We start from the raw sequence: 23,022 nt of genomic DNA on the forward strand, positions 1-23,022 counted from the left end.
AGTACACATTGACTGAAATAAAATAGAGGAGATGTCCATAATGGGCACCGCACAACAAAAAACAGCTGCAACAACAACCGAAAATACTCAAAAGCTCGGCTGGAGTAAAAGTGATACCGTATGGATGCTCGGTTTATATGGCACAGCAGTTGGTGCTGGCACTTTATTTTTACCTATCAATGCTGGAGTTGGCGGCTTAATCCCACTCATCGTCATGATGATTTTAGCATTACCAATGACATTTTTTGCTCACCGAGCAATGATGCGTTTTGTATTATCTAGTGCTAATCCTGGTGCCGATATCACTGATGTGGTTGAAGAACACTTTGGTAAAAATATGGGTAAAATTATTACTCTACTGTATTTCTTTGCTATCTATCCGATTTTATTAGTTTATAGCGTGGCTTTAACCAATACCGTTGAAAGCTTCATGAAATTTCAATTAGGTATCGAGCCACCAGCACGTGCAATTTTGGCATTAATCCTAATTATTGCATTAATGGCAATCGTTCGTTTAGGTGAGCAACTGATCGTAAAAGCGATGAGCATTTTAGTCTTCCCTTTTGTTGCTGTATTACTGATGCTTGCGTTATACCTTGTCCCTCATTGGAACAGTGCTATTTTCACTGACATCATTCCTCAAGGTGGCAGTACTAATACCGTAATGATGGCTGTCTGGTTAATACTACCTGTGATGGTCTTTTCTTTTAACCACTCACCCGTTATCTCTTCATTCGCGGTTGCTAAAGAAAAAGAATATGGCGTTAATGCTGAGCGTCAAGGCTCACGTATCTTATTACGCGCTCATATTATGATGGTTATTACCGTGATGTTTTTTGTATGTAGCTGTGTATTAAGCTTAACACCAGCCGATCTTATAGAGGCTAAAGCACAAAACGCTTCTATTCTGACTTACCTTGCAAACCATTTTGATACACCCGTTATCGCTTATGCCGCACCGATTGTTGCAATTATCGCGATAACAAAATCTTTCCTAGGTCACTATTTAGGCGCAAGTGAAGGTTTGAATGGCATCATTCACAAAGTCGCACGTGATAAGAATAAAACTATTTCAGACAAATCGCTTAATCGTTTCACTGCCTTATTTATGCTTATTACCACTTGGACTGTTGCAACACTCAACCCAAGTATTTTAGGCATGATTGAAAACTTAGGCGGACCAATTATTGCAATGTTGTTATTTATTATGCCAATGTATGCAATAAAAAAAGTACCTGCTATGAAAAAGTATTCAGGGGCTATCAGTAATGTATTCGTAACTATTATTGGTTTAATGTCTATCTCTGCTATTTTTTATTCATTAATACAGTAAATAACAATTATACAAACTATAGAAAAAGGCTAACTAACCACTAGCCTTTTTTATTTAAACCAAATCGTTATAAATATTTTTAGTTACCTGCCGTCTACCCCATTAAACATCATCACAAGCACTTTACAGCAACCATACAGAACCATGACATTTTATACTGCTATATTGCTTACATTGTGCCTCAAATTACATTCGACGGCTAAACAATGAAAGCATTACTGTTAGTACCCATTACAACTTTATTTTGCCACGCCGCCTACGCCACAAACATAGATAATCAACCAATTGAAGAGTCTTCTTCTGATTTTAAAGGCACGGCAAAGTTAGGTTTTATTTACTCTAAAACGACAAATACTTCGATGTCGATGAATTCTGCCGCCTCGTTGAAGCACAGCACAGAAGATTGGAGTAACAAACTTAAATTTAGTTCTTATTACACTGATTCAACAAAAGAAGAAGATGGTGTCAATAAATATAGCATTGCGTTAGATACCCGCTATATGATTAATGCACATAAATTTACTTACTTACGTAATGAATATAATCATGACCAATTTGAAACCTATCGTCATGAATATATTATTGCAACAGGTTTAGGTTATAAAATTTATGATACAAAGACGACCAAATTAACGATCGGTGGTGGTCCTGGTTTCCGTTACAGCAAACGCCAACTAAATGACCCTGAGCACCCTAATCAAATTGAGCGCAATATCATTGCTAATGCCTTTCTAAATGCAGAAAAGCACATTACTCCCACATTATCAGTCGGTGCTAATAGTGGTATTGACTACGGTGTTTCAAATACTAACTATTCTATTGATGGATATATTAAAAATAAACTTATCGGTAATGTTTCATTATTACTCGATTCTAAATATATCTATAACACAGAGGTCGCTTCCGATAAAAGCCATTCCGAAATTTATAGCACCGTTAGCTTAACCTATGATTTTTAATTAGCACGTATAAAAAAACCGAGATATCACACTCGGTTTTTTTCTAATAAAGTAATACTATTAACTAATAATATAAATTTGGTTCGCCCTCTGGACGGGTTTTAAAGCGCCGATGTAACCACATATATTGGCTTGGTGCCGCCATAATTGAATGCTCTATTGCTTTATTAATATAAACAGCAGCATCATGAGGCTTCTTATGTGGAAAATCAGTTAACGGTGGAAATATCTTTAACGTATATTTGCCACTATTACTGTTACGGATCATCGCAAAAGGCAATGGAACAGCACCAGATGCGTCAATCAATAAACTGGTTCCCGTTGTCGTACAAGCATCTTTTACCGCAAATAATGGTGCAAAGGTTGAATTACGGCCACGACCATAATCCTGATCGGGAGCGTACCATAGGATTTCTCCGTCTTTTAAACCCTTAAGCATACCTTTAACATTTTTACGATCAAGCATGTATTTATTTGAGCGTACACGACCTTTAAACTGAAAATAATCAAAACAGGGGTTATTATTTGGTCTATATACACCGACGCCAGGTTTTTTCAAACCAAAAGCACGTGCACCTAACTCTAAATTCAAAGAATGCACAGCTATTAATAAAATACCTTTTCCTTGCTGCTGTATTTGCTCAACATACTCTAGTCCTTCAACCTCAACATGTCTTTCTACTCGAATATCAGGCCAAAACCACGCCATCGCTGTTTCAAACAACGCTAACCCAGTATTATCCATATTTTGCGAAATTAACTGTTGCTGCTCATCTACAGGTAAAGAAGGAAAACACAGTTCTATATTTTGCTTAATTGTTTCACGACGACTTGACATAACCTTCATCGCTAATCGACCGACACCTTGTCCTAATCGAAATTGGATGAAGTATGGTAGCCAACTAAGCAGATACATCACTCCCATTAACATTAGTACCGGCCAGTAACGAGGATGTAATAATGATTTAATAAATCTTGGCTCAGTAAATTTACTCATAACAAAATACAGGGTTCCTCTATTAATATCTTTAAAGTGTTGACGATAAACAACGCCCTAGAAACATTCATCTGACTAATGTTATTGTTATATTAGGTGAAATAGTTTATTAAATGCAAGTGAATACCATGCGACAATCGTCATTATACAGCGGTGATTAAGGTTAGTTATTATTACGTTAATAAACAAAATTTAATCACTAATAAGAACACAATAAAAAAGCCCACTTAAAAAGTGAGCTTGATTGTATTAATAATATAACATTAATTAATAAAGGCTTGGCTGTCCTTCTGGACGATTTTTAAAACGACGATGAAGCCACATATATTGACTAGGTGCGGCCATAATTGATTGTTCAACTATCTTATTAATAAAAACAGCAGCGGCTTCTGGATCTTTATTAGGAAAGCCATCAACAGGCTGACATACTGTTAATGTATAATGACCAGAATCATTATCACGTACCATGGTAAATGGCACTACAGCGCAATGAGTCGCATCAACTAATAAGCTCGTGCCCGTTGTTGTACATGCTTGCTCAACCGCAAATAAAGGAGCAAATACTGAACGACGTACACCATAATCATGATCAGGTGCATACCATACTCGTTCGCCTGACTTTAGTGCGCGCAACATACCCTTAACATCCTTTCGATCAATAAGGGTGCGGTTAGAACGTGAACGACCTTTATATTGAAAGTAGTCAAAACACGGATTGTTATTGGGACGATAAACCCCCATGCCCGACTTTTTAATACCAAAAGCACGTGCACCAAGCTCAAGATTCATTGAATGCACAGCAACCATTAATGCTCCTTTACCTTCACGCTCTAATTGTTCAATATATTCCATGCCCTTAATCGTGACGTGACGACACACTCGTGCATCAGACCAAAACCATGCCATACCCGTTTCAAATAATGCTAACCCTGTATTATCAATATTTTCTTTAACTAAATTTTCTCGTTCGTTTTCACTCATTGATGGAAAACATAGTTCTAGATTACGATAAATTACATGACGGCGGTTTTTCATTAGCTTAATAGCTAAGCGGCCAATACGTTGTCCTAAGAAAAACTGTACACGATAAGGCAATAAACTAAGAAGATACATTAATGCTATCAACATTAACGTTCCCCAATAGCGAGGATGCAGCAATGAATAAGAAAAAACAGGAATATGCTTAGAACTCATACGATATTATAGCCTTGGGTTTTAATGATTTACTAAAAAACATGATAGTTAGAAGGCGTTATAATAGTCCTTTCGCACTCGAGTAAAAAGCAAAACTACGTTTTTTATTGTCAAATTTAGAATAATCTATACTTTAGTGACTAAAAATCAAAAACACCAATATATAACAATACGTTATTATTTTTTATTTAACATTATTCCTAACTAATGACATATCAATTAACCCTTTCTATTCATCTCTATTTTTATGCTAACTATTGTCGACATATCGTCACTGTTATTACTTAATCCACAGTAAATAAATCAGCTGTTATGCCAGAATAGATTAACTATCAGACTGCATTGCAAATAAAGAAATTACATTTTTTAGTTTTACCGCTCTGACAAAAACCCTCAAGGCACTGAAAAATAATAAGAATATTATTGGCACAATTACTGCTAAATTGTTAACAACCTCAACATTAATTAATTAGGTGTCAAATATGGAATTACGTCAATTAGAGATAAATGACGATACGATCGTGTTATCTATCAATGGTGATATGGATGCTGCTGGATGTCAAAATATACAATCAACCATTGATGATGTAATTAGCAAACCACATCCACATATAGACGTAGATATGGAAAATGTCGCTTTTTTAGATTCATCAGGGATTGGGGCTTTAGTCTATCTCTATAAAAGACTAACGGAAAAACAGCATAGTATGCGGATAAAAAATGCTCATGGACAACCACTATCATTACTAAAACTGCTACGAATTGAGAATGCTATACCTGTAAACGAAAGCCGTGAATAGCACTCATTGTATAATGGAGATGATCACGATATGGAACTCAGAAAACTGAAGCATAACTTAGGGTTAATTCTAATACTTAGCTTATTTTTTACGCCAGGTTGTACTACTTTTGCTGAACCTGGTCGTGGTGGAGGCACTAATAATTATTTAAACACTCGATCGACAATATTAGAGCATCTACAACCATTAGGCCCTGAAGATGGTTTACGATTTGAATGGGAACTTGTCGCCCGTCATCTTGATGAATTAATCATGAATAAATCTCAATGGTGTTTTCCTGCAACTGTACTCCAAGCTCAACAAAATGAATCTAGAATAGCGAGTGAGCTTGTTGGTGGATTAGAGATAGATGCCACCAACAGCCTTATTATTCAACGAAATTTATTACAACGATTGGAGCAACAAACAAACTATGCAAAAAAACAAAAAATCTGCCAACCCCCAATAGACAGCGACACTGATACAAACAATATTGTCTTCACCAAAAAGATATATAATCTGCTCAATAAAGCTGATCAATTTATTTTTAACTCATCAGAGCTTGATCCTAAATACATTGTTAATTTATCTGTTGCCTCGCAATTACTTGCAAAAAACAATAATTACAAAATACTAATAACAGGCCATAGCGATGCGTTTTCAGCCGATATACCTGCCAGCCAGCTTGCTCGTCAACGCGCCGAACAAATACAACGCTATCTCAGTATTTTTGGACTTAACCCTAACCGTATTCATATTGACTCAATAGACTCTCAACCCCCTTCTTTTTCTACACCACAAGCACGCGAGCATTTGAGTAATCGTCGAGTCACTATTGAATTAATGCATATAAATCAACCTCTCATGCTTGATGACTTCTCTTGGAGGTAAATACAATGCGTTTATTTAGGCTGATTATATTCTCTTGTTATTACCTTCTGTTAATCGGTCAATTTGCCTATGCTGAATCAGCAAATACGGTTCGTGTTGGTGATATTATAACTATTATTTTACCCGGAGAAGAATCACTCAACACAACGTTTCAAGTGGATAAGCAAGGTCAAGTCACCCTACCTGAAATAGGCCCTTTAACCGTTGCCGGAAAAACAGAACAACAAATGGTCACGATTATTACTATGAGCTTAAAAACCGTGATGCAGGATCTTAATCACTTAAGAGTTTTTATTAGTAAACGACAACTGATTATTAATATTCAAGGTTATGTTAATCAGCCTGGCGAGTATATTATTGCTGACACTGACTCGGTGCAACTGGCACTTTATGCTGCTGGTGGATTACGGCCAGGCGCACAGCTCAATCGCTTGCAACTGCGTCGTGGTGACACAATAACAACATTTAATTATAAATCGTTTTTAGACTCTGGTGATCTATCAAAATTACCGACCCTGCAGTCTCTCGATACCCTGTTTATTCCAGCATCAGCAATGATTGGTAATATTGAACAAGAATTTGATACCGCTAAATTAGCACAAGCTGGTGATGCTGCTGATGATAAAAACGCTGTCAAAGTCTTTGGTGAAGTTCACGACCCTGGTACGTTTTCTTATAAAGAGGATGCCACTATCGTGCATGTTTTAATGCGTGCAGGGGGTGTAACTCGTTATGCGACTGTTGAGCAAATCAGAGTTATTTCTAATAATGAACCACGTACTTTTAACCTGAAAAAATACTTAGACTCAGGTGACGAAACTTTACTACCCAAGCTGTATCCAGGTTCAACCATTTTTATTCCGAAACAACAAGAAGAGATTAAATTTGGTGCCAATATCGTCTATGTCATGGGTGAGGTAGCTAGTCCCGGTGCATACGAAGGTAAAAAAGGAGCAACTTTTATGGGCATTCTTGCCAATGCAGGAGGCCCCACTCGATTTGCAGAATCTCGTCAAATTCGAATCATAAAATCCCATGGTGAAGTCATTAATTTTGACCTCTCTGGGTATACCGAAGGAACTAATTATCAAGCACCACCATTAATTGAATCTGGCGATGCTATTTTTGTTCCTGAAAAAACAGATATGAATGAAAAATCATGGTTAAAAATAGCACCTCATCGTGCTGTACGTGTCTTTGGTGAAGTAGAAGATCCTGGACGAATAGAATGGTCTGATGAAATGTCCTTCCTCGACTTATTAGCCCATGTCGGTGGACCAACGGTACGAGCAGATACCGCCAACATCGAAGTTGTGACTCCAGACGCTAACGGAAAAAACCTTGTTTATACATTTAACCTTGATACTTTTATGTTAGAAGGAAGGCCTGAGTCCTCTCTCCCTATCATTAGAGCTGGCGCAACGATCAGAATTCGAGATTTACCCCTCGATCCAACAGATAATAAATCACAATGGGTACGTCAAACATCAGACAGTTCTATTTATATCTTTGGACAAGTTAATTCTGGAGGTCGTTATCGCTTTACTAATAATCTCCATTTTTTAGATATTCTTGCTGCTGCCGATGGACCGACAATCGATGCTGACCTGCATAATATTCGCGTCACGCACCGAAACCAAAAATATTCAAAAGTATCTAAATTAGACCTAGCACTTTATTTTGAAACCGGTGATGAATCACTACTCCCGATAGTGAAAACCGGTGACTCAATTTATATTCCAGAAAAAAAACGTATATGGATAGATGAAACTAATGAAACAACTATTCGCATGTTGGGTGCAGTTCATAAACCAGGACGTTATCGATTTCATGATTCTATGACCATATTAGATATCTTAGCTAAGGCTGGCGGTACAACCGATAATGCTTACCCTGAAAAAATCAGTGTTATTAATAACTCGCGTCATCAAGGGCAAGCACGGACCTTTGATCTTATCAAATTTAGCCGCACAGGCGATTATAAAATGCTACCTGTATTAAGAGCTGGAGACACCGTTTATGTACCAACTAAAGATGAAAGTATTCTGGCAAATGTTCGTCTTGGTATCCAAGATATATTCCAAGTACTTGCAACACTGGCTTTGATTGGCTCTTTGTAATGAAAATCCCGTCATACCAGATGGAAATTGAAGATATTTTTTTGTTCCTCGAGCAACAGAACTATCACTCAATATGCATTACATCTAGCAATCCCAAAGAAGGCGTTACTTCACTAGCGCAAGCGATTACTGAACGTCATTTATTAGCTGGTTATCGTACCCTATTAGTCGATCTAAATTTTCAAAATCCAAGTTTAATTCCTTTAACGCAGTTTATAAAAAAGCCATACTCCAACAATCAAACAAACGATTATTTAGCCTATGATCCTCATAATAAAGTGGGGGTATTAGGTACGTCGATCATTAAAGACAAAGCTCATATTATTACATTACGTCAGCCTCAAAACTTGAAAAAAACAATCGCAACATGGTTATTAGAATTTGATAAAATTATCATAGATACCTCACCACTGTCTCAATCATCCCTACATAATATTCCAGCACATACAGTTGCAAGTTGCTGTGATGGTACTATTCTTATCATTCTATCTGGTCAAACACGACAAAATGAAATCAAAGATGCGCTAGATAAATTAGCAGCACATAATGCAAACCTAATTGGGCTGGTATTTAATGACCAATTTCAACCACATATTAAAAATGAAATTTGTCGTGAAATTAAACGCTGTACTTTTTTACCTGACAAAATATCGACCAAACTTATTAAGTTTATTAAAAATAACCGATTTCTATCTATTTTGGTGTAGTAATGGCAGAATCCATTCTCCTATTTGAAAGCATCCAGCCAACAAAACTTGAATCAGTACGAGTATTACGTCAATCATTATCTAAAATTCTTGATCATCTTGATATTAAGACAAATGTAAAACAACACTGCTTATTATGTTGTTCTGAGTGGTGTACTAATCTTATTCTTCATGCGACGCCTCCAAGTCGTGATATTACGGTTAGCTTTAGAAAGTCAAAAAAGAAATGGCTATTACTTATTAAAGATCATGGTGAAGCATGGGATCCGACCATGCATCGTTCAATAATAAATTCCAAAACGAAGACGGATATATTAAAAGGCTGTGGTTATGGTATAAATATAATTAATAATACTTCAGATGAAATGTTTTATCAGTCTCAACCCGCCTATAACCTTTTCACTATCCTTTGGGAGCGCGATACACATCGTATTAAGCCTCATATTTTATTAGTTGAAGATAATAAATCTCAAGTTCAGCTTTACTGTGCGTATCTAAAACCACAATTTAACGTGAGTATTGCAGCCAACGGTAAACAAGCCTTAACCTTTCTAAAAAATGAAAAAGTCGACTTAATTATTTCAGATATTCAAATGCCAGAAATGAGCGGAATTGAATTACGACAAGAATTGGAAAAAATCAAAACATCTTCAACGCCTTTTATCTTTTTATCTCATTCACTAGATGAAACCATACTTCATGATGCTGTCGATTTAGGTATTGATGATTATTTAAAAAAACCCATTAAAAAAAAGCAGTTACTCAATTCAATACATCGCGTACTTACACGCTTTAATCAGGTTTATCATTTCCTTTCGCAGCAAGTTAATCAAAAAATCACAGCCTCACTGCTGCCACAGGTTGACCTTAGTTCAAATCACTGGCGATTAGCTTTCCAACAACGCAACACAGGGCGAGGTGGCGGGGATTTTATCCTATCGACGAGTCATAACGGCATCACACAATTATTACTTGCTGATGTTATGGGACATGATGAGAGTGCTAAATTCTTCTCTTACGCATATATTGGCTATATCCGCGGACTAATGCAAAATACAGATCTAACCCAACCAGCACAATTACTCACGAAATTATCTGATAATGCATATAAAGATCAATTACTATCACAAACAATGTTAACTGGCTGCTGCCTCAGTTTTATTAACTCTAATACGATTAAATTAAGCAGTGCTGGTCATCCTTACCCAATACACATTCATCACAAGAGACTACATCCAATTAAAGCTGAAGGTACATTACCCGGATTGCTACCTCACACAGAATATCAAAATATATCTCTAATCCTAAACAAAAATGAACGCTTGGTACTATTAACTGATGGCTTATTTGAGTCTGGCAACACCATAACAGAACGTGAAACACTTGAGCTATCAATAAAAAAACATTTACTTATAACAGCAAACCTTCCACTTAATATCGCACTTCAGAAAATAATGCACGTTTTTGATACATTAGCAGGTACACCTCCGAATGATGATGCATTACTATTACTAATTGAAAAAAAATGACACTATTTTATGGTAATTAATTGTGACATTTAGACTATTACTTCATTTAATACCTTCCTTTCGGCTTAATATCTACTACTTAATCATAGAATTAACCCGTCTTATTATTATTCACCAAGCATTTAAAAATACGACTATAATTACTGATAAGATTAGAATTGATTATTATATAAAGATAATTAATCACTGATTAACTATCACTTTTATATGTATTTATTCAAAAAATCAGTCGCTAATAGCTCATATTTATAAACTTAGGAAAAGACTAAAACCAATAAAATTTAGTTGTTAAACTTCTCTATAAACAGGATGTTATTATGCTACAAAAAGTACTTTTAGTAGAAGACTCAACATCATTAGCGATTCTTTATAAACAGTATGTGAAGAATGAACCTTACGAATTCTTTCATGTAACAACAGGTGAGGATGCTAAAAATTTTATTGTAAAGAATCCACCCCAGTTAATCATTCTAGATCTCAAACTCCCTGATATATCAGGTAAAGAGATTCTACAATGGATTAGAGATCAAAAAATACCAACAGCAGTAATTATTGCAACAGCTCATGGCACCATAGATATCGCTGTTACACTCATTCAAAATGGTGCAAATGATTTTTTAGAAAAACCGATTCAAGCCGATCGCCTTAAAACCTCAATTAAAAATCACCTTAAAAATAATAAGCTTGAAATGTTAGTTGAAGACATTCAAAACACGTTTAACTACAAAAAGTATCAAGGTTTTATTGGATCTAGTCTACCAATGCAAGCAGTATACAAAATTATTGATGCTGTTGCCCCCACCAATGCCAATGTATTCATTTCAGGTGAAAGTGGCACAGGTAAAGAGGTCTGTGCTGAAGCTATTCATTATAAAAGCCAACGTTATAATAAACCGTTTGTTGCCATTAACTGCGGCGCAATTCCTCGCGATTTAATGGAAAGTGAAATATTTGGCCATGTAAAAGGGGCTTTTACTGGTGCAACGACTGATCGCAAAGGTGCCGCAATGCTAGCAAATGGTGGCACTCTTTTTTTAGATGAATTGTGTGAAATGGAGCTCGAAATGCAAAAGAAATTGCTCCGTTTCTTACAAACTGGCCGCTTCACTCCTCTCGGTGGCAGTAAAGAAGTAAGCACCGATTTACGTATTATTTGCGCGACTAACCGCGATCCTCTTCTCGAACTTAATGAAAAACGATTTCGTGAAGATTTGTATTACCGAGTTAACGTTGTCCCTATCAAAATGCCTCCACTTCGAGACCGAGACACTGATATTATTGATATTGCACGTTTCTTTTTGAAAAAATATGCGAAAGAAGATAATAAAAAATTTAGAGCTATAAAACGTAATGTCGAACTAAAACTCTGTCATTATTCTTGGCCTGGTAATGTCCGTCAATTACAAAATATCATTCGTAATATTGTTGTGCTCCACAATGATACGCATGTATTAATGGAACATTTACCTGAACCACTTAATAAATTAACGTCTTCTACTAAAACGCCTGAAAAGTCACAAGAAAAGCAAAATAACGTCACCCCTATAAAGCCACCAGCAAACATAGATCCACCACTGCATACCGTCGCTACATCAAATACCGAAAATGATGATAAAAAAACTATTAATACTAACCTCATTCGTCCAATGGCCGATATTGAACGTGAAGTTATTGAAAATGCAATTGATTATTGCGAAGGAAATGTCCTAAATGCGGCAGTATTACTTGAACTAAGCCCATCAACTTTATATAGGAAAAAACAAATTTGGGATACCTATGAAGAGTCAGATTAAATCTTTACGTATTTGGCTGGTAGTCGACAGTAAAGATATTGGTGGCATTGAGTCACATATTTTACAACTCGCTAAAGGTTTAACTCTTCATCATCAACATGTTAGCGTCATTTTTTTATGTCGTTATAATAAAATACACCCATTAACCCATTTACTTACTCATGCCAAAATTGACTATCATTTTCTATCTGGTTCAATACAATCACTACTACGCCTCACGTTACAACATCGTCCCAACGTTATTCATTCTCATGGTTACAAAGCCGCTATTTATTGTCGATTATTACGACTCATCCTATTTTGTACCCAGCGCAATATTCGTTTTATTAATACCTTCCATGCCGGAGAAATACCTACAGGGAAAGTGAAATTATATGATGCAGTTGATCGATGGAGTGCATGTTTGAATCACACAAATTTCGCCGTCAGTGATGATATAAAACAACGGATTCCATTCAAAACCGACGTTATTAATAATTTTATAAATACTGATTCTCTTACCCTTTCCCAAGGTAAACAGATTGCCTTTGTTGGCCGCTTAAGTCACGAAAAAGCACCAGAACGATTTGTAGGACTCGCTCTACATTTACCACAGTTCACTTTTCATATTTATGGGGATGGTCCTTTAGCTTTCACTTTACGTCAACATGCCCCCTCAAACTTACAATTTCATGGGCAACAGCAATCTATGGATAATATATGGTCCCATATCGGACTATTAGTCATTTGCTCCCGATATGAAGGCTTACCAATGGTAGCCCTTGAAGCGATGGGTCATGGGATCCCAGTTATTACTACTGCTGTCGGTAATATTCATCAACTTATTAAGCACAATATTAATGGTTGGATTATTGAGCCTCAATCCCTTGCAGCTACAGTGATTCATTGGTCTCAGTTACAAAAATCACAGCGAGATAAAATACAAAAAAAGGCTCAAAATACAATTGTCCAATCTTATTCATCACGCGCTGTAATCCCTGAATTATTAACCGCTTATAGTCATTAAGTGTATTCTCAATTTAAGAATATAGATTTATCAATATGGGGATGGTCAAAAAAGATTAAAATCCTTTATTTTCAATAAATTAACACCACAATAACTTGGCACTCCTTTTGCTTCATTTTATCTTCATACCTTAATAATTTGATATAAGTGTTTTAGATAAATAAGGAAAGATTATGGGTAACAGTCATTATGTCTTTGTTTTTATCCCAGTTTTCTATATCGGTCGATCTAAGTCCATTCGTAATAAAATATTAAACCTGATCATAGTTAACAAATACCTATCAATATCTGTACGAGCATAAGTACAGATGCAGATATGGTCATTATCAACACCTATCAAAAATATCATTCTTTATGGTACGAGTATTGTACTAATGAAAGGTGTCTCTCTTATAATGTTGCCGTATATCGCGACTCACCTTTCTCAATCAGAATTAGGCCGTTTAGAAGTTCTTTCGACTATTGCTATTATTATCAGTATTATTTTTGGGCTGTCATTACATGAAGCGTTATATCGATTTTCAGGAATAGCAAATGAAAATAAAAAAAATAAGATTACTGCAGATATTTTTATTCTCAGTCTTATTATTGCCGCCATTTCTCTGCCTATAATTTGGATATTATGTCCTTTATTAAGTCAAATTAGCGTCTTACAAAGTTCAACTCTTGAACTTGAACTTCTGTTAATACCATTAGCATTTGAAGCTGTTGTTATGGTTGTACTCGCAGCATTACGAATGAAAGAAAAAGCATGGGTATTTTTTTACTTAACAACCGGAAGAGCACTTCTTCAAGCACTGTTAGTCATGATTGTACTTCACTATGGATATGGCGTTACTGAAGTAATTTTAACAGGCTTTATTAGTGCGATGATCCAAACTGTCGCAGTTATCTATATTCAATATAAAATGAATAAAGCCACTTATATTAAGTATCACTTTAATCTTCGCATTACACGAATATATTTAGTCTATTGCTTACCTTTAATGTTCAGTGGTGTCATATTTTTCGGACTTAATGGTCTCGAACGTTGGTTCTTAATTATTTATGTTTCATTTAACGACGTTGCACTTTATGCCATTGCCTTTAAATTTGCATTAATACTTGTTTTACTAATGCAACCATTTGGTATGTGGTGGATGCCTAAACGATTTGAGTATTTATCTAAAAACGGAGCGAATACAACAACAGAAATTACCCATATAAGTATTGTCTTATTATGTGTTTTAACTGTTTTGGTATGTTATTTTTCACCTTTTTTTATAGATTGGTTTATGCCACCAAGCTACCAACCAGCCAAAGAGATGGTTTATATTTTAGCTGTTATTTTTGCTATCAAAGAACTTAATGAACTCATTAATTTAGGGGCATTAGTTAAGCAAGAAACAAAAAAATTATTAGTGATTAATATCTTTTCGACAATAATAGGAGTAACCATGATAATACTACTTACACCCTATTATAAAATTAATGGGGTGCTCATTGCCTTAATCGTAGCCCAAAGTATCAGGACACTTAGCACTTACTGGCTATCTCAACGTTGTTTTGCTTTTCCATATGCCATAAAAAAAATTGCCGGTTTATTTGTTATAAGTGCCGTAGCTATAGGATTAAGCCAATATCAAAGCACCATATTATTACATTTATCTAATGCTTTTTTATCAATATCTACTTTATTAATTTTTGCGTTTTGGAATCAGCTAATTATCTTCCCCATAACGGGTAAATCAACACAAATTACTCAAAAGAGATAATGATGTTCTCCAATGACACACAGCCTAAATCATCAAAATCATATTGGCTAATCACATTTTTTATTTCTATCATTGTAGGTGTTATATGGTATTTTATACCTCATCCTCTGATAATTATAACGATAGGAATAATACCTATTGGCGTTTATTACAGCCTCAATAATCCTTTTTTAATCGTACTACTATTTGTTATCTTTTCATTCTTTCGAATACATGAAGTTTTTCCATTTTTATATGATTTTAAAATACCAAAATATTTATCTATAATCTCACTCACAGCTTTTATATGGCAGATTTTTATTCATCGTAGAATCCAGCTTTTCTGGTGTCGTGAATTTACATTAATTACCGCATTTACCATGATTATTATTAGCGGTATTTTTTTTGCAATAGACCGTCGTCTCGCATTAGAATCTTTTCTAGATATTTATTCAAAAATAATTGTTATGACTTTTGCTGTTGCCATTCTAATTCAACGTCCTCAGCAACTAGCATTAACGTTAAAAGCAATTATTATATCTGGACTGATCGTCGCCATAACTGCAATTTATAATAGAATTAAAGGGATTGGGCTTGTAGAGGGCACCCGGACTACTATAGGTCGTGATCTCGGATCCATGCTAGGTGATCCTAACGACTTAGCATTGGTACTAATGTTCCCTATCTCATTTTCAATAGCACTATTACTAACTCATCAAATATCTTGGCCATATCGTTTATTTGGATTAATCGTAACGATTATTTTATTCTGTGCCGTAATCTTTACTCAAAGTCGCGGGGGTCTACTTGGTATTATTGCTGTCTTTGGCATTTACGGGTTGCAGCGCGTAAAATCAAAAATACTACTGATTAGCAGTGCTGCTATTACAGGCATAATACTCTTCACAATTGCAGGTATAGCAGATAGAACCTCTGGTGGTAGCGCAGAAGTTGGAATTGATGAATCATCAATGGGTCGTTTATACGCATGGCAAGCGGCTTTCAGGATGGCAATTGCTAACCCGTTATCAGGTGTTGGTCTCAGCAACTTTTACCCTAACTTCTTTTTTTTCACATCATATTGGGACGGCATGAATCATGCGGTTCATAGCACTTGGCTTTCGGTTTTAGCAGAAACAGGCTTTATAGGACTAGGTATTTTCGTTAGCTTAATTATTATTCTAATTAAAAATATTAAACTTACTTTACAAAAGCTACAACAATATAAAAATCAAGTGGATCCTGTTATTTATGTCAGTGCGCAGGGAGTCTACGCAGGACTTATCGGTACGATTGTATCTGGAACATTTCTAACACAAGGTTTTACCTGGCCAATTTATATCTTAGCTGCATTAATTATTGCAATAAATAATATATCAAAACGGGTATTAGACAAACTCGAACCATAATTTTTCTCATTATTATTCTCAATTTAAGAAACATGACCACTTAATTGCTAACGAATTGATAAAATTAAAGAAATTATTGGCACAGACTATGTAAGTACTAAGATAGTGCATAAAATAAGGCATAGCGATGATGTATTTATTATCTTTTGCTCGATGTGAGAAATGGATTAAAAATAGTAAACATCCATTCCCTATGGCATTGTTCCGACTAGTCTCGTTTATTCGTGTATTCGAACTGCCTTCACCGCAATGGTTTAATCTTTGTCTTTACTGTCTACATCAGACTATCATTACTCTGTGGCATTATTTTAGCCACTTTTTTTATTACCTTCCTGCTTTTAAAGGCCGTTTACACAGCTACGGTAAACGTACTTTACTCTATAACGGCTTACCATTTTTTAATGGCCCACTCATTATGACGATTGGGAATGATTGCAGAATTTCTGGAAAAACTACCTTTATAGGTCGCTCTGATTCTATCTATCCGACCCTCTCCGTTGGTAATAACGTCGATATCGGTTGGCAAACAACAGTTGTTGTCGGTAACAAAATTAATATTGGTGATAATGTACGTATTGCTGGCCAAGGATTTTTATGTGGCTACCCAGGTCATCCAATAAACCCTCATTTACGGGCACAAGGTTTACCTGATTTACCACAGCAAATCGGTAATATCACCTTAGAAAATGATGTATGGGTAGGCACACGAGTCAGCATTATTGGCAATGTAACAATCGGAGCAAGGTCAATTATTGCAACAGGGAGTGTGGTAACTAAAAGTTTTCCTCCTAATACCTTGATTGCAGGCAATCCAGCTAAAGCTATAAAAACATTGAAAAATGATGTTCTTCACTCCCAAGGTAAGGATACATCATGAAGCATGATCTCATCGTTTTTGCTGAAGATTGGGGCGGATTACCCTCAAGCACGCAACATCTTATTAAGCATCTCGCGCTCACTCGAAAAATTATTTGGGTAAATTCTATTGGTTTACGTCAGCCGCAATTTACCTTGCACGATATAAAACGTATTTTCGACAAACTTACTCAATCAAAAATACAATCTGCACATCTTGCACAAACCTCGCCTTTTCAAACCATAACTCTAAAAACAATTCCAGCACCTAAAAGTAAATTTGCCCGCTGGATAGCAAAGAAGCTCATTTGTAAGCAATTAATTCCTATTTTAAACCAAGCACAATTATATCAACCATTATTATGGACATCACTGCCAACTGTCGCTGATCTTTGTGGCTTATTAGGCGAGTATGGCGTTGTCTATTACTGTGGCGATGATTTTGAAGCTTTAGCCGGTGTCAATCATGCGACTGTCCGTGAACATGAAAAAAAACTCATCGCCAAAGCTGATCTCGTTCTAGCCGCAAGCATGAAATTATATAATAAATTTCCGCAACACAAAGTGCATTACTTACCGCATGGCGTTGATTTTAATCTATTTAATAATCCAGTATCGCGAGCTTCTGACTTACCCAATAATAATCGCCCTACTGCAGGATTTTACGGCAGCTTATCACACTGGCTCGATTACAATTTATTAAATAATATTATTACCGATAATCCAGATTGGAATTTCGTGTTCATTGGAAAAAACACATTAGGTTACTCGCCTTTTCTTGAGCATGATAACCTCTATTTATTAGGTGAAAAGCCACACTACCAATTACCGCAATACAGCCAACATTGGCAAGTAAGTTTATTGCCATTTGTCGACAACTCTCAAATAAGAGCATGTAATCCATTAAAATTATTAGAATATTTATCTACTGGCACACCGGTTATTAGCACACCATTTCCTGCAGTTCTACCTTATAAATCGGTTGTTTACCTTGCGCGTAATTCTATCGAGTTCAATACAAATCTTAACCTCATAAAAGCGTACTGGGATAACAATAACAATGTAAATACTGATGCAGAGAGTAAACGTTTACGACAAATTGCGTTAAGTAAACAACAAACATGGCGAGCACAAGCACATCAACTTGAACAATGGCTAAAAGCGTTATGATTTCACTAAGCCAGCGTTTTTATATTATCTTAACTGCCGCATGGCGACGGCGATATATGATTGTGATTCCGATATTTATTATGCCTTTTATTGGGCTTGTTATTGCTAAATTATCACCTAAGCATTATGAGTCCCATACCAGCATGCTTATTCAAGAAACAGCAAAAATGAATCCATTTTTAGAAGATCTTGCCGTTTCAACCATGCTAAAAGAACGCCTTAGTGCGCTGCAAACCCTGCTTCATAGCCGTCATATATTAGGTCTTGTCGCTGAGGAAAGAGGCTATACACATAAATCAATGTCACCACAAGAAATTGATAAAGCTATTGCTCAGTTATCCAAAAGTCTTACCGTCAGAATGGCTGGTAAAGATTTAATTCGAATTGATTATCGATCAAATAATCCAGATAGAATGAAAACAACATTAGAAACAATCAGTCGCTATTTCACTGATCAGTTACTTGCCCCTGAACGCTCTTCAATGAAAGATTCTAGTCAATTCTTGGCCGAACATATTAAGTTTAGGCGTAAAGAGCTTGATATCGCAGAAGAGGAATTAGTCGATTTTAAAAACAGAGAAAATACAACGCATCCAGAAATGCAGCTATCCAGCTTAGATCGTTTAGCTAAACTCAAACAGCGTTTATATGAACGCCAAGCTGAGCTTGCTGGCGCAAAAAAACGACTCGGTTCTATTGATTTACAGCTATCAAAAACCAATCCAGTCATAGGTAAATTAGAAGAACAAATCATTAAAATTCGAGCAGAACTCACCTTATTACAAGCTAAATATACGCCTAAACATAGCCAAATACAGGGACGCTTACGCAATTTAACTCGCTTACAAAAAGAGCGAACACGATTATTATCACAAAAACCAGCGGGACTCAGTACAGAACAATTGTGGGATATCGCCAGTAGTAATCCAGGTAAAAATATAGCGCAATCTCCCCCTATTTTATTATCTCAACTAGAAGAGCTTCAAGAAGCAACCGCTAAAGTTGACGCATTAGAAGAAGAAACTCGCGTATTGGAAGTCATCATTACTGAAATAGAAAAGAAAGTCGCAAGTTTTAGTCAAAATGAAAAACAATTAGCGCAATTACAACGCGATCTAGTATTAAAACGTCAATTATATAACGACCTCGTCAATCGTTTTGAAATGGCAAAATTAACCCGATCATTAGGAGTATTTGAACAAGAAAAACGAATTAAAATTATTGATCGCCCTTATACACCTACGAGTCCATCCAATTTCCCATCTTACTTCTTTGCTATTGCAGGCTTTATTGGTGGAATAGGTTTAGGTGCTGGATTAGCTTTTTTAACCGAAGTCTGTGACACCAGCATTAGGAGAAAAGATCAAATTACAATGTTGAGTTCAGTCCCTATACTCAGTCGTATTCCCAAGCAATCTGAAATAGCGAATAAAAATTAATAACATCCACTTTTCGAATCTTTTTGAACTATATCAAATCACTATTATATTCATTCTCATTTTGACAACCCCACTAAACTAAAAATAACCTGCTGAATATAAAAAACTTTTAACTGGCACAATCCCTGCATTCTAATATATGAATCATAAGGAGTGTGTAATGAAAACCATTATTCATGTTGTGCAGCACTTATCCCCCGGCGGGCTTGAAACAATGGTCTTAAATATGTTGGCATTTAGCGATCCTTGTTATCGCGTTTTTATCTGCAGCATGGAAGGCTCAACACAACAAATAATGGCTAACTGGACACAATTAGTGCCATTTAAACACCAAATAATAGGCTTAGATAAGCCTCAAGGAATATCATTATCGACCATAAAAAAGTTGCATTCAGTATTGAAAGACTATCAAGCTGATATTGTCCATTCACACCATATTGGACCATTACTCTATACAAGCTGTGCTATTCAATATAATTGCAACCGCATAAAACACATTCATACAGAACATGATGCATGGCACTTAAACACTTATAAACATCGAGTTATACAATATATTTCCCTCCAATTATCCACGCCAATAGTGGTAGCTGACGCTGATTTTGTTAGTCGTAAAATACGAAATATATTTAAAACCTACCCTATTTATACAATTAAGAATGGTATTAATCCCAGTCTATTTACGATTGGAGATAAATACCAAGCTCGAAATAAGCTTCAAATTTCACTACCTAAACATGCGACCATGATCGGTAATGCCGCCCGTTTTGAAACCATTAAAGGACAGCAGCACCTTATTGAAGCCCTCCGATTATTACCCGCTTCATTTCATTTATTATTCGCAGGATCAGGCTCAACACTCGTCGCATTACAGCAATTAGTGCGACAATATAAATTAACTCACCGAGTACACTTTTTAGGTCATATTGATGATATGCCAACGTTTTATCAGGCTCTTGATCTATTTTGTTTACCTTCAAATAACGAAGGCTTTCCGCTCTCTATATTAGAAGCCCAAGCTTGCGGTATACCCTGTATTGCAAATGATGTTGGTGGTGTAAAAGAGACATTAAGTGCTGATAGTATTCTGGTGCCAAACAATACTGCAATCACCTTATCTACTGCCATTAAATCAATGCCACACCATACTATTAGTTATGATGCCCGAGAATTTATTCTGACACATAATCATGCTCAAGCGATGACAAAAGCTTATGAACAACTTTACTTCTCTGGAGGAAATATATGATTCTCTTTCTCTTTATTATGACATCCCTTAGCATATTTGCCGTGATTTATCATCATGCACTTTATCCAATGCTTTTAAGTTGGTTTGCTAAACGTCATCCACAAAAACCTATATCTCCAACACCAAGGAAATTTTCAAAAAACAACCAAGACTGTACCTTACCAACAATAACCATCATTATTCCGGCTTATAATGAATCACAATGGATTGCAGAAAAAATACGTAATATTTCATATCTAGATTACCCAACAGATAAGCTAAAAGTTATTATCGCTTGTGATGGTTGCGCTGATAATACCGTCGAAATAGCTAACAATACTATTCAAGAAGCTCTCTGTTCTGATACCCATATCGAAGTTTTATCCCTTGAAAAAAATCAAGGCAAAGTCGCTATTCTGAATCAATTTATTCCTCAATACGATAGCGATATCATCGCGTTAAGTGATGTCTCTGCGTTAATCTCCTATGATGCGTTACTCATTGCTGCTAAGCACTTTGAAAAAAGCTATGTCGGAGTTGTAAATGCGACCTATCGCCTACTAACCCCAAGTTCTGTTGGAGAAAGAAAATATTGGGATTACCAAACTAAAATTAAACAACAAGAGGCCACATTTGGTGATAGCTTAGGTGCCCATGGCGCATTTTATCTATTTCGAACGTCTCTTTTTGTTCCTTTAGATAAGGAAACCATTAACGATGATTTTATTCTGCCAATGAGTATTGTTGAGCAAGGTTATCATGCTATTTATGATCCTAGCATTTGTGCAGTAGAACTCGATTATGTCGATAAAAAAGATGATTTTTCTCGACGTTTACGTATTTCTGCTGGAAATATACAACAACTCATTCGTTTGTTCTCTTTATTTAATCCTAAATATAGAGGCACCGCTTTTACCTTTTTTTCAGGTAAAGGTTTAAGAATAACCATGCCATATTTTATGATTATGTCCTATATTGGCTCAGGGCTATTAATCACTTATCCATTATTTTTAATTGCCTTTATTTGCCAAACTTTAGGCTACAGTTTTGGCATATTAGGGATCATTCTCCCTCGTATTTTTTCGCATAAATCTTTTCAAATATTGGCATATCTTATTGCTGGGCATGCCGCTAATTTTATTGGTGGAATAAATTATATTTTCCGTAGACTAATAGGACCATTGAATCGTGTGCATAAATAATATTAGATTGGCAATGCTAGGTTCATCTCGCAAAATAAAACATCAACGGATTCATAGACCGACTATGATTGCTAAACGTGTTTTTGACCTATGTCTCACCGTAATTATATTAATTATTGTGTTACCCTTTTTTCCACTTATTGCTTTAACCATTAAGCTCGACTCTAAAGGTGATGTCTTCTATCGTCAACTACGCGTGGGTAAGGCAACACCTAGCAAAATTCATATTTTTGAAATGATAAAATTTAGAAGCATGGAACAAGATGCTGAAGATGATACGGGAGCAGTACTTGCCATTAAAGAAGATCAACGTGTCACTCATGTTGGCCGCTTCTTACGCCGAACTCGTCTTGATGAATTACCACAATTGTTCAATGTATTACGTGGTGATATGTCTTTAGTGGGTCCTCGCCCTGAAAGGCCCCCTTTTTATCAAAAATTAGAAAATGAAATTCCTTATTTTAGTGAGCGTACTTATGGTGTCTTACCTGGAATTACTGGCTTAGCTCAAATAAGCCAAGGTTATGATACTTGCATTGATGATGTACGTTCCAAAGTTGGTTTTGATCATAGTTATGCGTTATCACTTAATTCTCTCTCAAATTGGATCAAAACCGACCTGTATATTTTAGTCATGACAGTTAAAGTTATATTCTCCAAGCAAGGTCAATAACAAGA

Annotated in this window: 19 protein-coding genes; 17 read left to right on the top strand and 2 right to left on the bottom strand. The window is 35.8% G+C overall.

What is annotated here, in order from left to right; translation table 11 throughout:
• Positions 1–40 precede the first annotated feature (40 nt).
• On the top strand, positions 41–1,333 hold the full coding sequence (locus tag PPBDW_RS09245; protein WP_036795012.1) for a serine/threonine transporter: 1,293 nt from the start codon (positions 41–43) through the stop codon (positions 1,331–1,333).
• Between the two features lie 206 nt (positions 1,334–1,539).
• Complete coding sequence (locus PPBDW_RS09250; RefSeq protein WP_036795014.1) at positions 1,540–2,292, top strand: DUF481 domain-containing protein; 753 nt, start codon at positions 1,540–1,542, stop codon at positions 2,290–2,292.
• Positions 2,293–2,356: 64 nt separating this feature from the next.
• Here PPBDW_RS09250 and lpxL read toward each other — a convergent pair whose 3' ends face one another.
• Positions 2,357–3,289 carry an LpxL/LpxP family Kdo(2)-lipid IV(A) lauroyl/palmitoleoyl acyltransferase gene (lpxL, locus tag PPBDW_RS09255; protein ID WP_036795015.1) on the bottom strand — a complete coding sequence of 311 codons (933 nt, stop codon included), beginning with the start codon at positions 3,287–3,289 and terminating at the stop codon, positions 2,357–2,359.
• 267 nt (positions 3,290–3,556) lie between these two features.
• A complete protein-coding gene (locus PPBDW_RS09260) occupies positions 3,557–4,483 on the bottom strand; it encodes an LpxL/LpxP family Kdo(2)-lipid IV(A) lauroyl/palmitoleoyl acyltransferase (protein ID WP_036795017.1) in 927 nt (308 codons plus the stop codon).
• A 482-nt stretch (positions 4,484–4,965) separates the two neighbouring features.
• Here PPBDW_RS09260 and PPBDW_RS09265 point away from each other — a divergent pair, with 482 nt between their 5' ends.
• From PPBDW_RS09265 to PPBDW_RS09335, 15 genes are all read left to right on the top strand, one after another.
• On the top strand, positions 4,966–5,283 hold the full coding sequence (locus tag PPBDW_RS09265) for an STAS domain-containing protein (protein WP_036795021.1): 318 nt from the start codon (positions 4,966–4,968) through the stop codon (positions 5,281–5,283).
• 30 nt (positions 5,284–5,313) lie between these two features.
• On the top strand, positions 5,314–6,153 hold the full coding sequence (locus PPBDW_RS09270; RefSeq protein WP_107186529.1) for an OmpA family protein: 840 nt from the start codon (positions 5,314–5,316) through the stop codon (positions 6,151–6,153).
• Between the two features lie 5 nt (positions 6,154–6,158).
• Positions 6,159–8,273: an SLBB domain-containing protein gene (locus PPBDW_RS09275; protein ID WP_036795022.1), complete on the top strand. Its 2,115-nt coding sequence runs from the start codon at positions 6,159–6,161 to the stop codon at positions 8,271–8,273.
• Complete coding sequence (locus PPBDW_RS09280; RefSeq protein ID WP_036795023.1) at positions 8,273–8,980, top strand: CpsD/CapB family tyrosine-protein kinase; 708 nt, start codon at positions 8,273–8,275, stop codon at positions 8,978–8,980. The genes PPBDW_RS09275 and PPBDW_RS09280 overlap by 1 nt, the downstream gene beginning before the upstream one ends.
• 2 nt (positions 8,981–8,982) lie before the next feature.
• Positions 8,983–10,509 carry a response regulator gene (locus tag PPBDW_RS09285; RefSeq protein ID WP_036795024.1) on the top strand — a complete coding sequence of 509 codons (1,527 nt, stop codon included), beginning with the start codon at positions 8,983–8,985 and terminating at the stop codon, positions 10,507–10,509.
• A 317-nt stretch (positions 10,510–10,826) separates the two neighbouring features.
• Positions 10,827–12,302, top strand: a complete 1,476-nt coding sequence (locus tag PPBDW_RS09290; protein ID WP_036795026.1) for a sigma-54-dependent transcriptional regulator — start codon at positions 10,827–10,829, stop codon at positions 12,300–12,302.
• On the top strand, positions 12,286–13,308 hold the full coding sequence (locus PPBDW_RS09295; protein WP_036795027.1) for a glycosyltransferase family 4 protein: 1,023 nt from the start codon (positions 12,286–12,288) through the stop codon (positions 13,306–13,308). Before PPBDW_RS09290 ends, PPBDW_RS09295 begins: the two co-directional genes overlap by 17 nt.
• Before the next feature lie 308 nt (positions 13,309–13,616).
• Positions 13,617–15,062 (top strand): lipopolysaccharide biosynthesis protein, encoded by a 1,446-nt coding sequence (locus PPBDW_RS09300; protein ID WP_036795029.1) that lies wholly within the window; start codon positions 13,617–13,619, stop codon positions 15,060–15,062.
• Between the two features lie 2 nt (positions 15,063–15,064).
• Complete coding sequence (locus PPBDW_RS09305; RefSeq protein ID WP_036795031.1) at positions 15,065–16,450, top strand: O-antigen ligase family protein; 1,386 nt, start codon at positions 15,065–15,067, stop codon at positions 16,448–16,450.
• 127 nt (positions 16,451–16,577) lie between these two features.
• The gene (locus PPBDW_RS09310) at positions 16,578–17,327 is read left to right on the top strand and encodes an acyltransferase (protein WP_341534684.1); all 750 of its coding nucleotides are present in this window, start codon (positions 16,578–16,580) and stop codon (positions 17,325–17,327) included.
• Positions 17,324–18,475, top strand: coding sequence for a glycosyltransferase family protein (locus PPBDW_RS09315; RefSeq protein ID WP_036795036.1), 1,152 nt, complete (start codon positions 17,324–17,326; stop codon positions 18,473–18,475). Before PPBDW_RS09310 ends, PPBDW_RS09315 begins: the two co-directional genes overlap by 4 nt.
• Complete coding sequence (locus PPBDW_RS09320; protein WP_036796414.1) at positions 18,472–19,914, top strand: GumC family protein; 1,443 nt, start codon at positions 18,472–18,474, stop codon at positions 19,912–19,914. The genes PPBDW_RS09315 and PPBDW_RS09320 overlap by 4 nt, the downstream gene beginning before the upstream one ends.
• A 160-nt stretch (positions 19,915–20,074) precedes the next feature.
• Entirely contained in the window at positions 20,075–21,163 is a 1,089-nt protein-coding gene (locus tag PPBDW_RS09325) for a glycosyltransferase (RefSeq protein WP_036795039.1), read from the top strand.
• Positions 21,160–22,344, top strand: coding sequence for a glycosyltransferase family 2 protein (locus tag PPBDW_RS09330; protein WP_036795041.1), 1,185 nt, complete (start codon positions 21,160–21,162; stop codon positions 22,342–22,344). Before PPBDW_RS09325 ends, PPBDW_RS09330 begins: the two co-directional genes overlap by 4 nt.
• Before the next feature lie 13 nt (positions 22,345–22,357).
• Positions 22,358–23,017 (top strand): sugar transferase, encoded by a 660-nt coding sequence (locus PPBDW_RS09335; protein WP_036795044.1) that lies wholly within the window; start codon positions 22,358–22,360, stop codon positions 23,015–23,017.
• The last annotated feature ends 5 nt before the right edge of the window (positions 23,018–23,022 follow it).

The sequence above is a fragment of the Photobacterium kishitanii genome, from assembly GCF_000613045.3.
Classification (GTDB): domain Bacteria; phylum Pseudomonadota; class Gammaproteobacteria; order Enterobacterales; family Vibrionaceae; genus Photobacterium; species Photobacterium kishitanii.

What these genes read in the sequence shown, in the direction of transcription:
- PPBDW_RS09280 (WP_036795023.1), top strand. Translation starts at nt 8,273, where the DNA reads ATGAAAATCCCGTCATACCAGATGGAAATTGAAGATATTTTTTTGTTC.
- PPBDW_RS09285 (WP_036795024.1), top strand. Translation starts at nt 8,983, where the DNA reads ATGGCAGAATCCATTCTCCTATTTGAAAGCATCCAGCCAACAAAACTT.
- PPBDW_RS09335 (WP_036795044.1), top strand. Translation starts at nt 22,358, where the DNA reads ATGCTAGGTTCATCTCGCAAAATAAAACATCAACGGATTCATAGACCG.
- PPBDW_RS09320 (WP_036796414.1), top strand. Translation starts at nt 18,472, where the DNA reads ATGATTTCACTAAGCCAGCGTTTTTATATTATCTTAACTGCCGCATGG.
- PPBDW_RS09295 (WP_036795027.1), top strand. Translation starts at nt 12,286, where the DNA reads ATGAAGAGTCAGATTAAATCTTTACGTATTTGGCTGGTAGTCGACAGT.
- PPBDW_RS09270 (WP_107186529.1), top strand. Translation starts at nt 5,314, where the DNA reads ATGGAACTCAGAAAACTGAAGCATAACTTAGGGTTAATTCTAATACTT.
- PPBDW_RS09305 (WP_036795031.1), top strand. Translation starts at nt 15,065, where the DNA reads ATGTTCTCCAATGACACACAGCCTAAATCATCAAAATCATATTGGCTA.
- PPBDW_RS09315 (WP_036795036.1), top strand. Translation starts at nt 17,324, where the DNA reads ATGAAGCATGATCTCATCGTTTTTGCTGAAGATTGGGGCGGATTACCC.
- PPBDW_RS09265 (WP_036795021.1), top strand. Translation starts at nt 4,966, where the DNA reads ATGGAATTACGTCAATTAGAGATAAATGACGATACGATCGTGTTATCT.
- PPBDW_RS09310 (WP_341534684.1), top strand. Translation starts at nt 16,578, where the DNA reads ATGATGTATTTATTATCTTTTGCTCGATGTGAGAAATGGATTAAAAAT.
- PPBDW_RS09250 (WP_036795014.1), top strand. Translation starts at nt 1,540, where the DNA reads ATGAAAGCATTACTGTTAGTACCCATTACAACTTTATTTTGCCACGCC.
- PPBDW_RS09260 (WP_036795017.1), bottom strand. Translation starts at nt 4,483, where the DNA reads ATGAGTTCTAAGCATATTCCTGTTTTTTCTTATTCATTGCTGCATCCT.
- PPBDW_RS09330 (WP_036795041.1), top strand. Translation starts at nt 21,160, where the DNA reads ATGATTCTCTTTCTCTTTATTATGACATCCCTTAGCATATTTGCCGTG.
- PPBDW_RS09325 (WP_036795039.1), top strand. Translation starts at nt 20,075, where the DNA reads ATGAAAACCATTATTCATGTTGTGCAGCACTTATCCCCCGGCGGGCTT.
- PPBDW_RS09245 (WP_036795012.1), top strand. Translation starts at nt 41, where the DNA reads ATGGGCACCGCACAACAAAAAACAGCTGCAACAACAACCGAAAATACT.
- PPBDW_RS09275 (WP_036795022.1), top strand. Translation starts at nt 6,159, where the DNA reads ATGCGTTTATTTAGGCTGATTATATTCTCTTGTTATTACCTTCTGTTA.
- lpxL (WP_036795015.1), bottom strand. Translation starts at nt 3,289, where the DNA reads ATGAGTAAATTTACTGAGCCAAGATTTATTAAATCATTATTACATCCT.
- PPBDW_RS09290 (WP_036795026.1), top strand. Translation starts at nt 10,827, where the DNA reads ATGCTACAAAAAGTACTTTTAGTAGAAGACTCAACATCATTAGCGATT.
- PPBDW_RS09300 (WP_036795029.1), top strand. Translation starts at nt 13,617, where the DNA reads ATGCAGATATGGTCATTATCAACACCTATCAAAAATATCATTCTTTAT.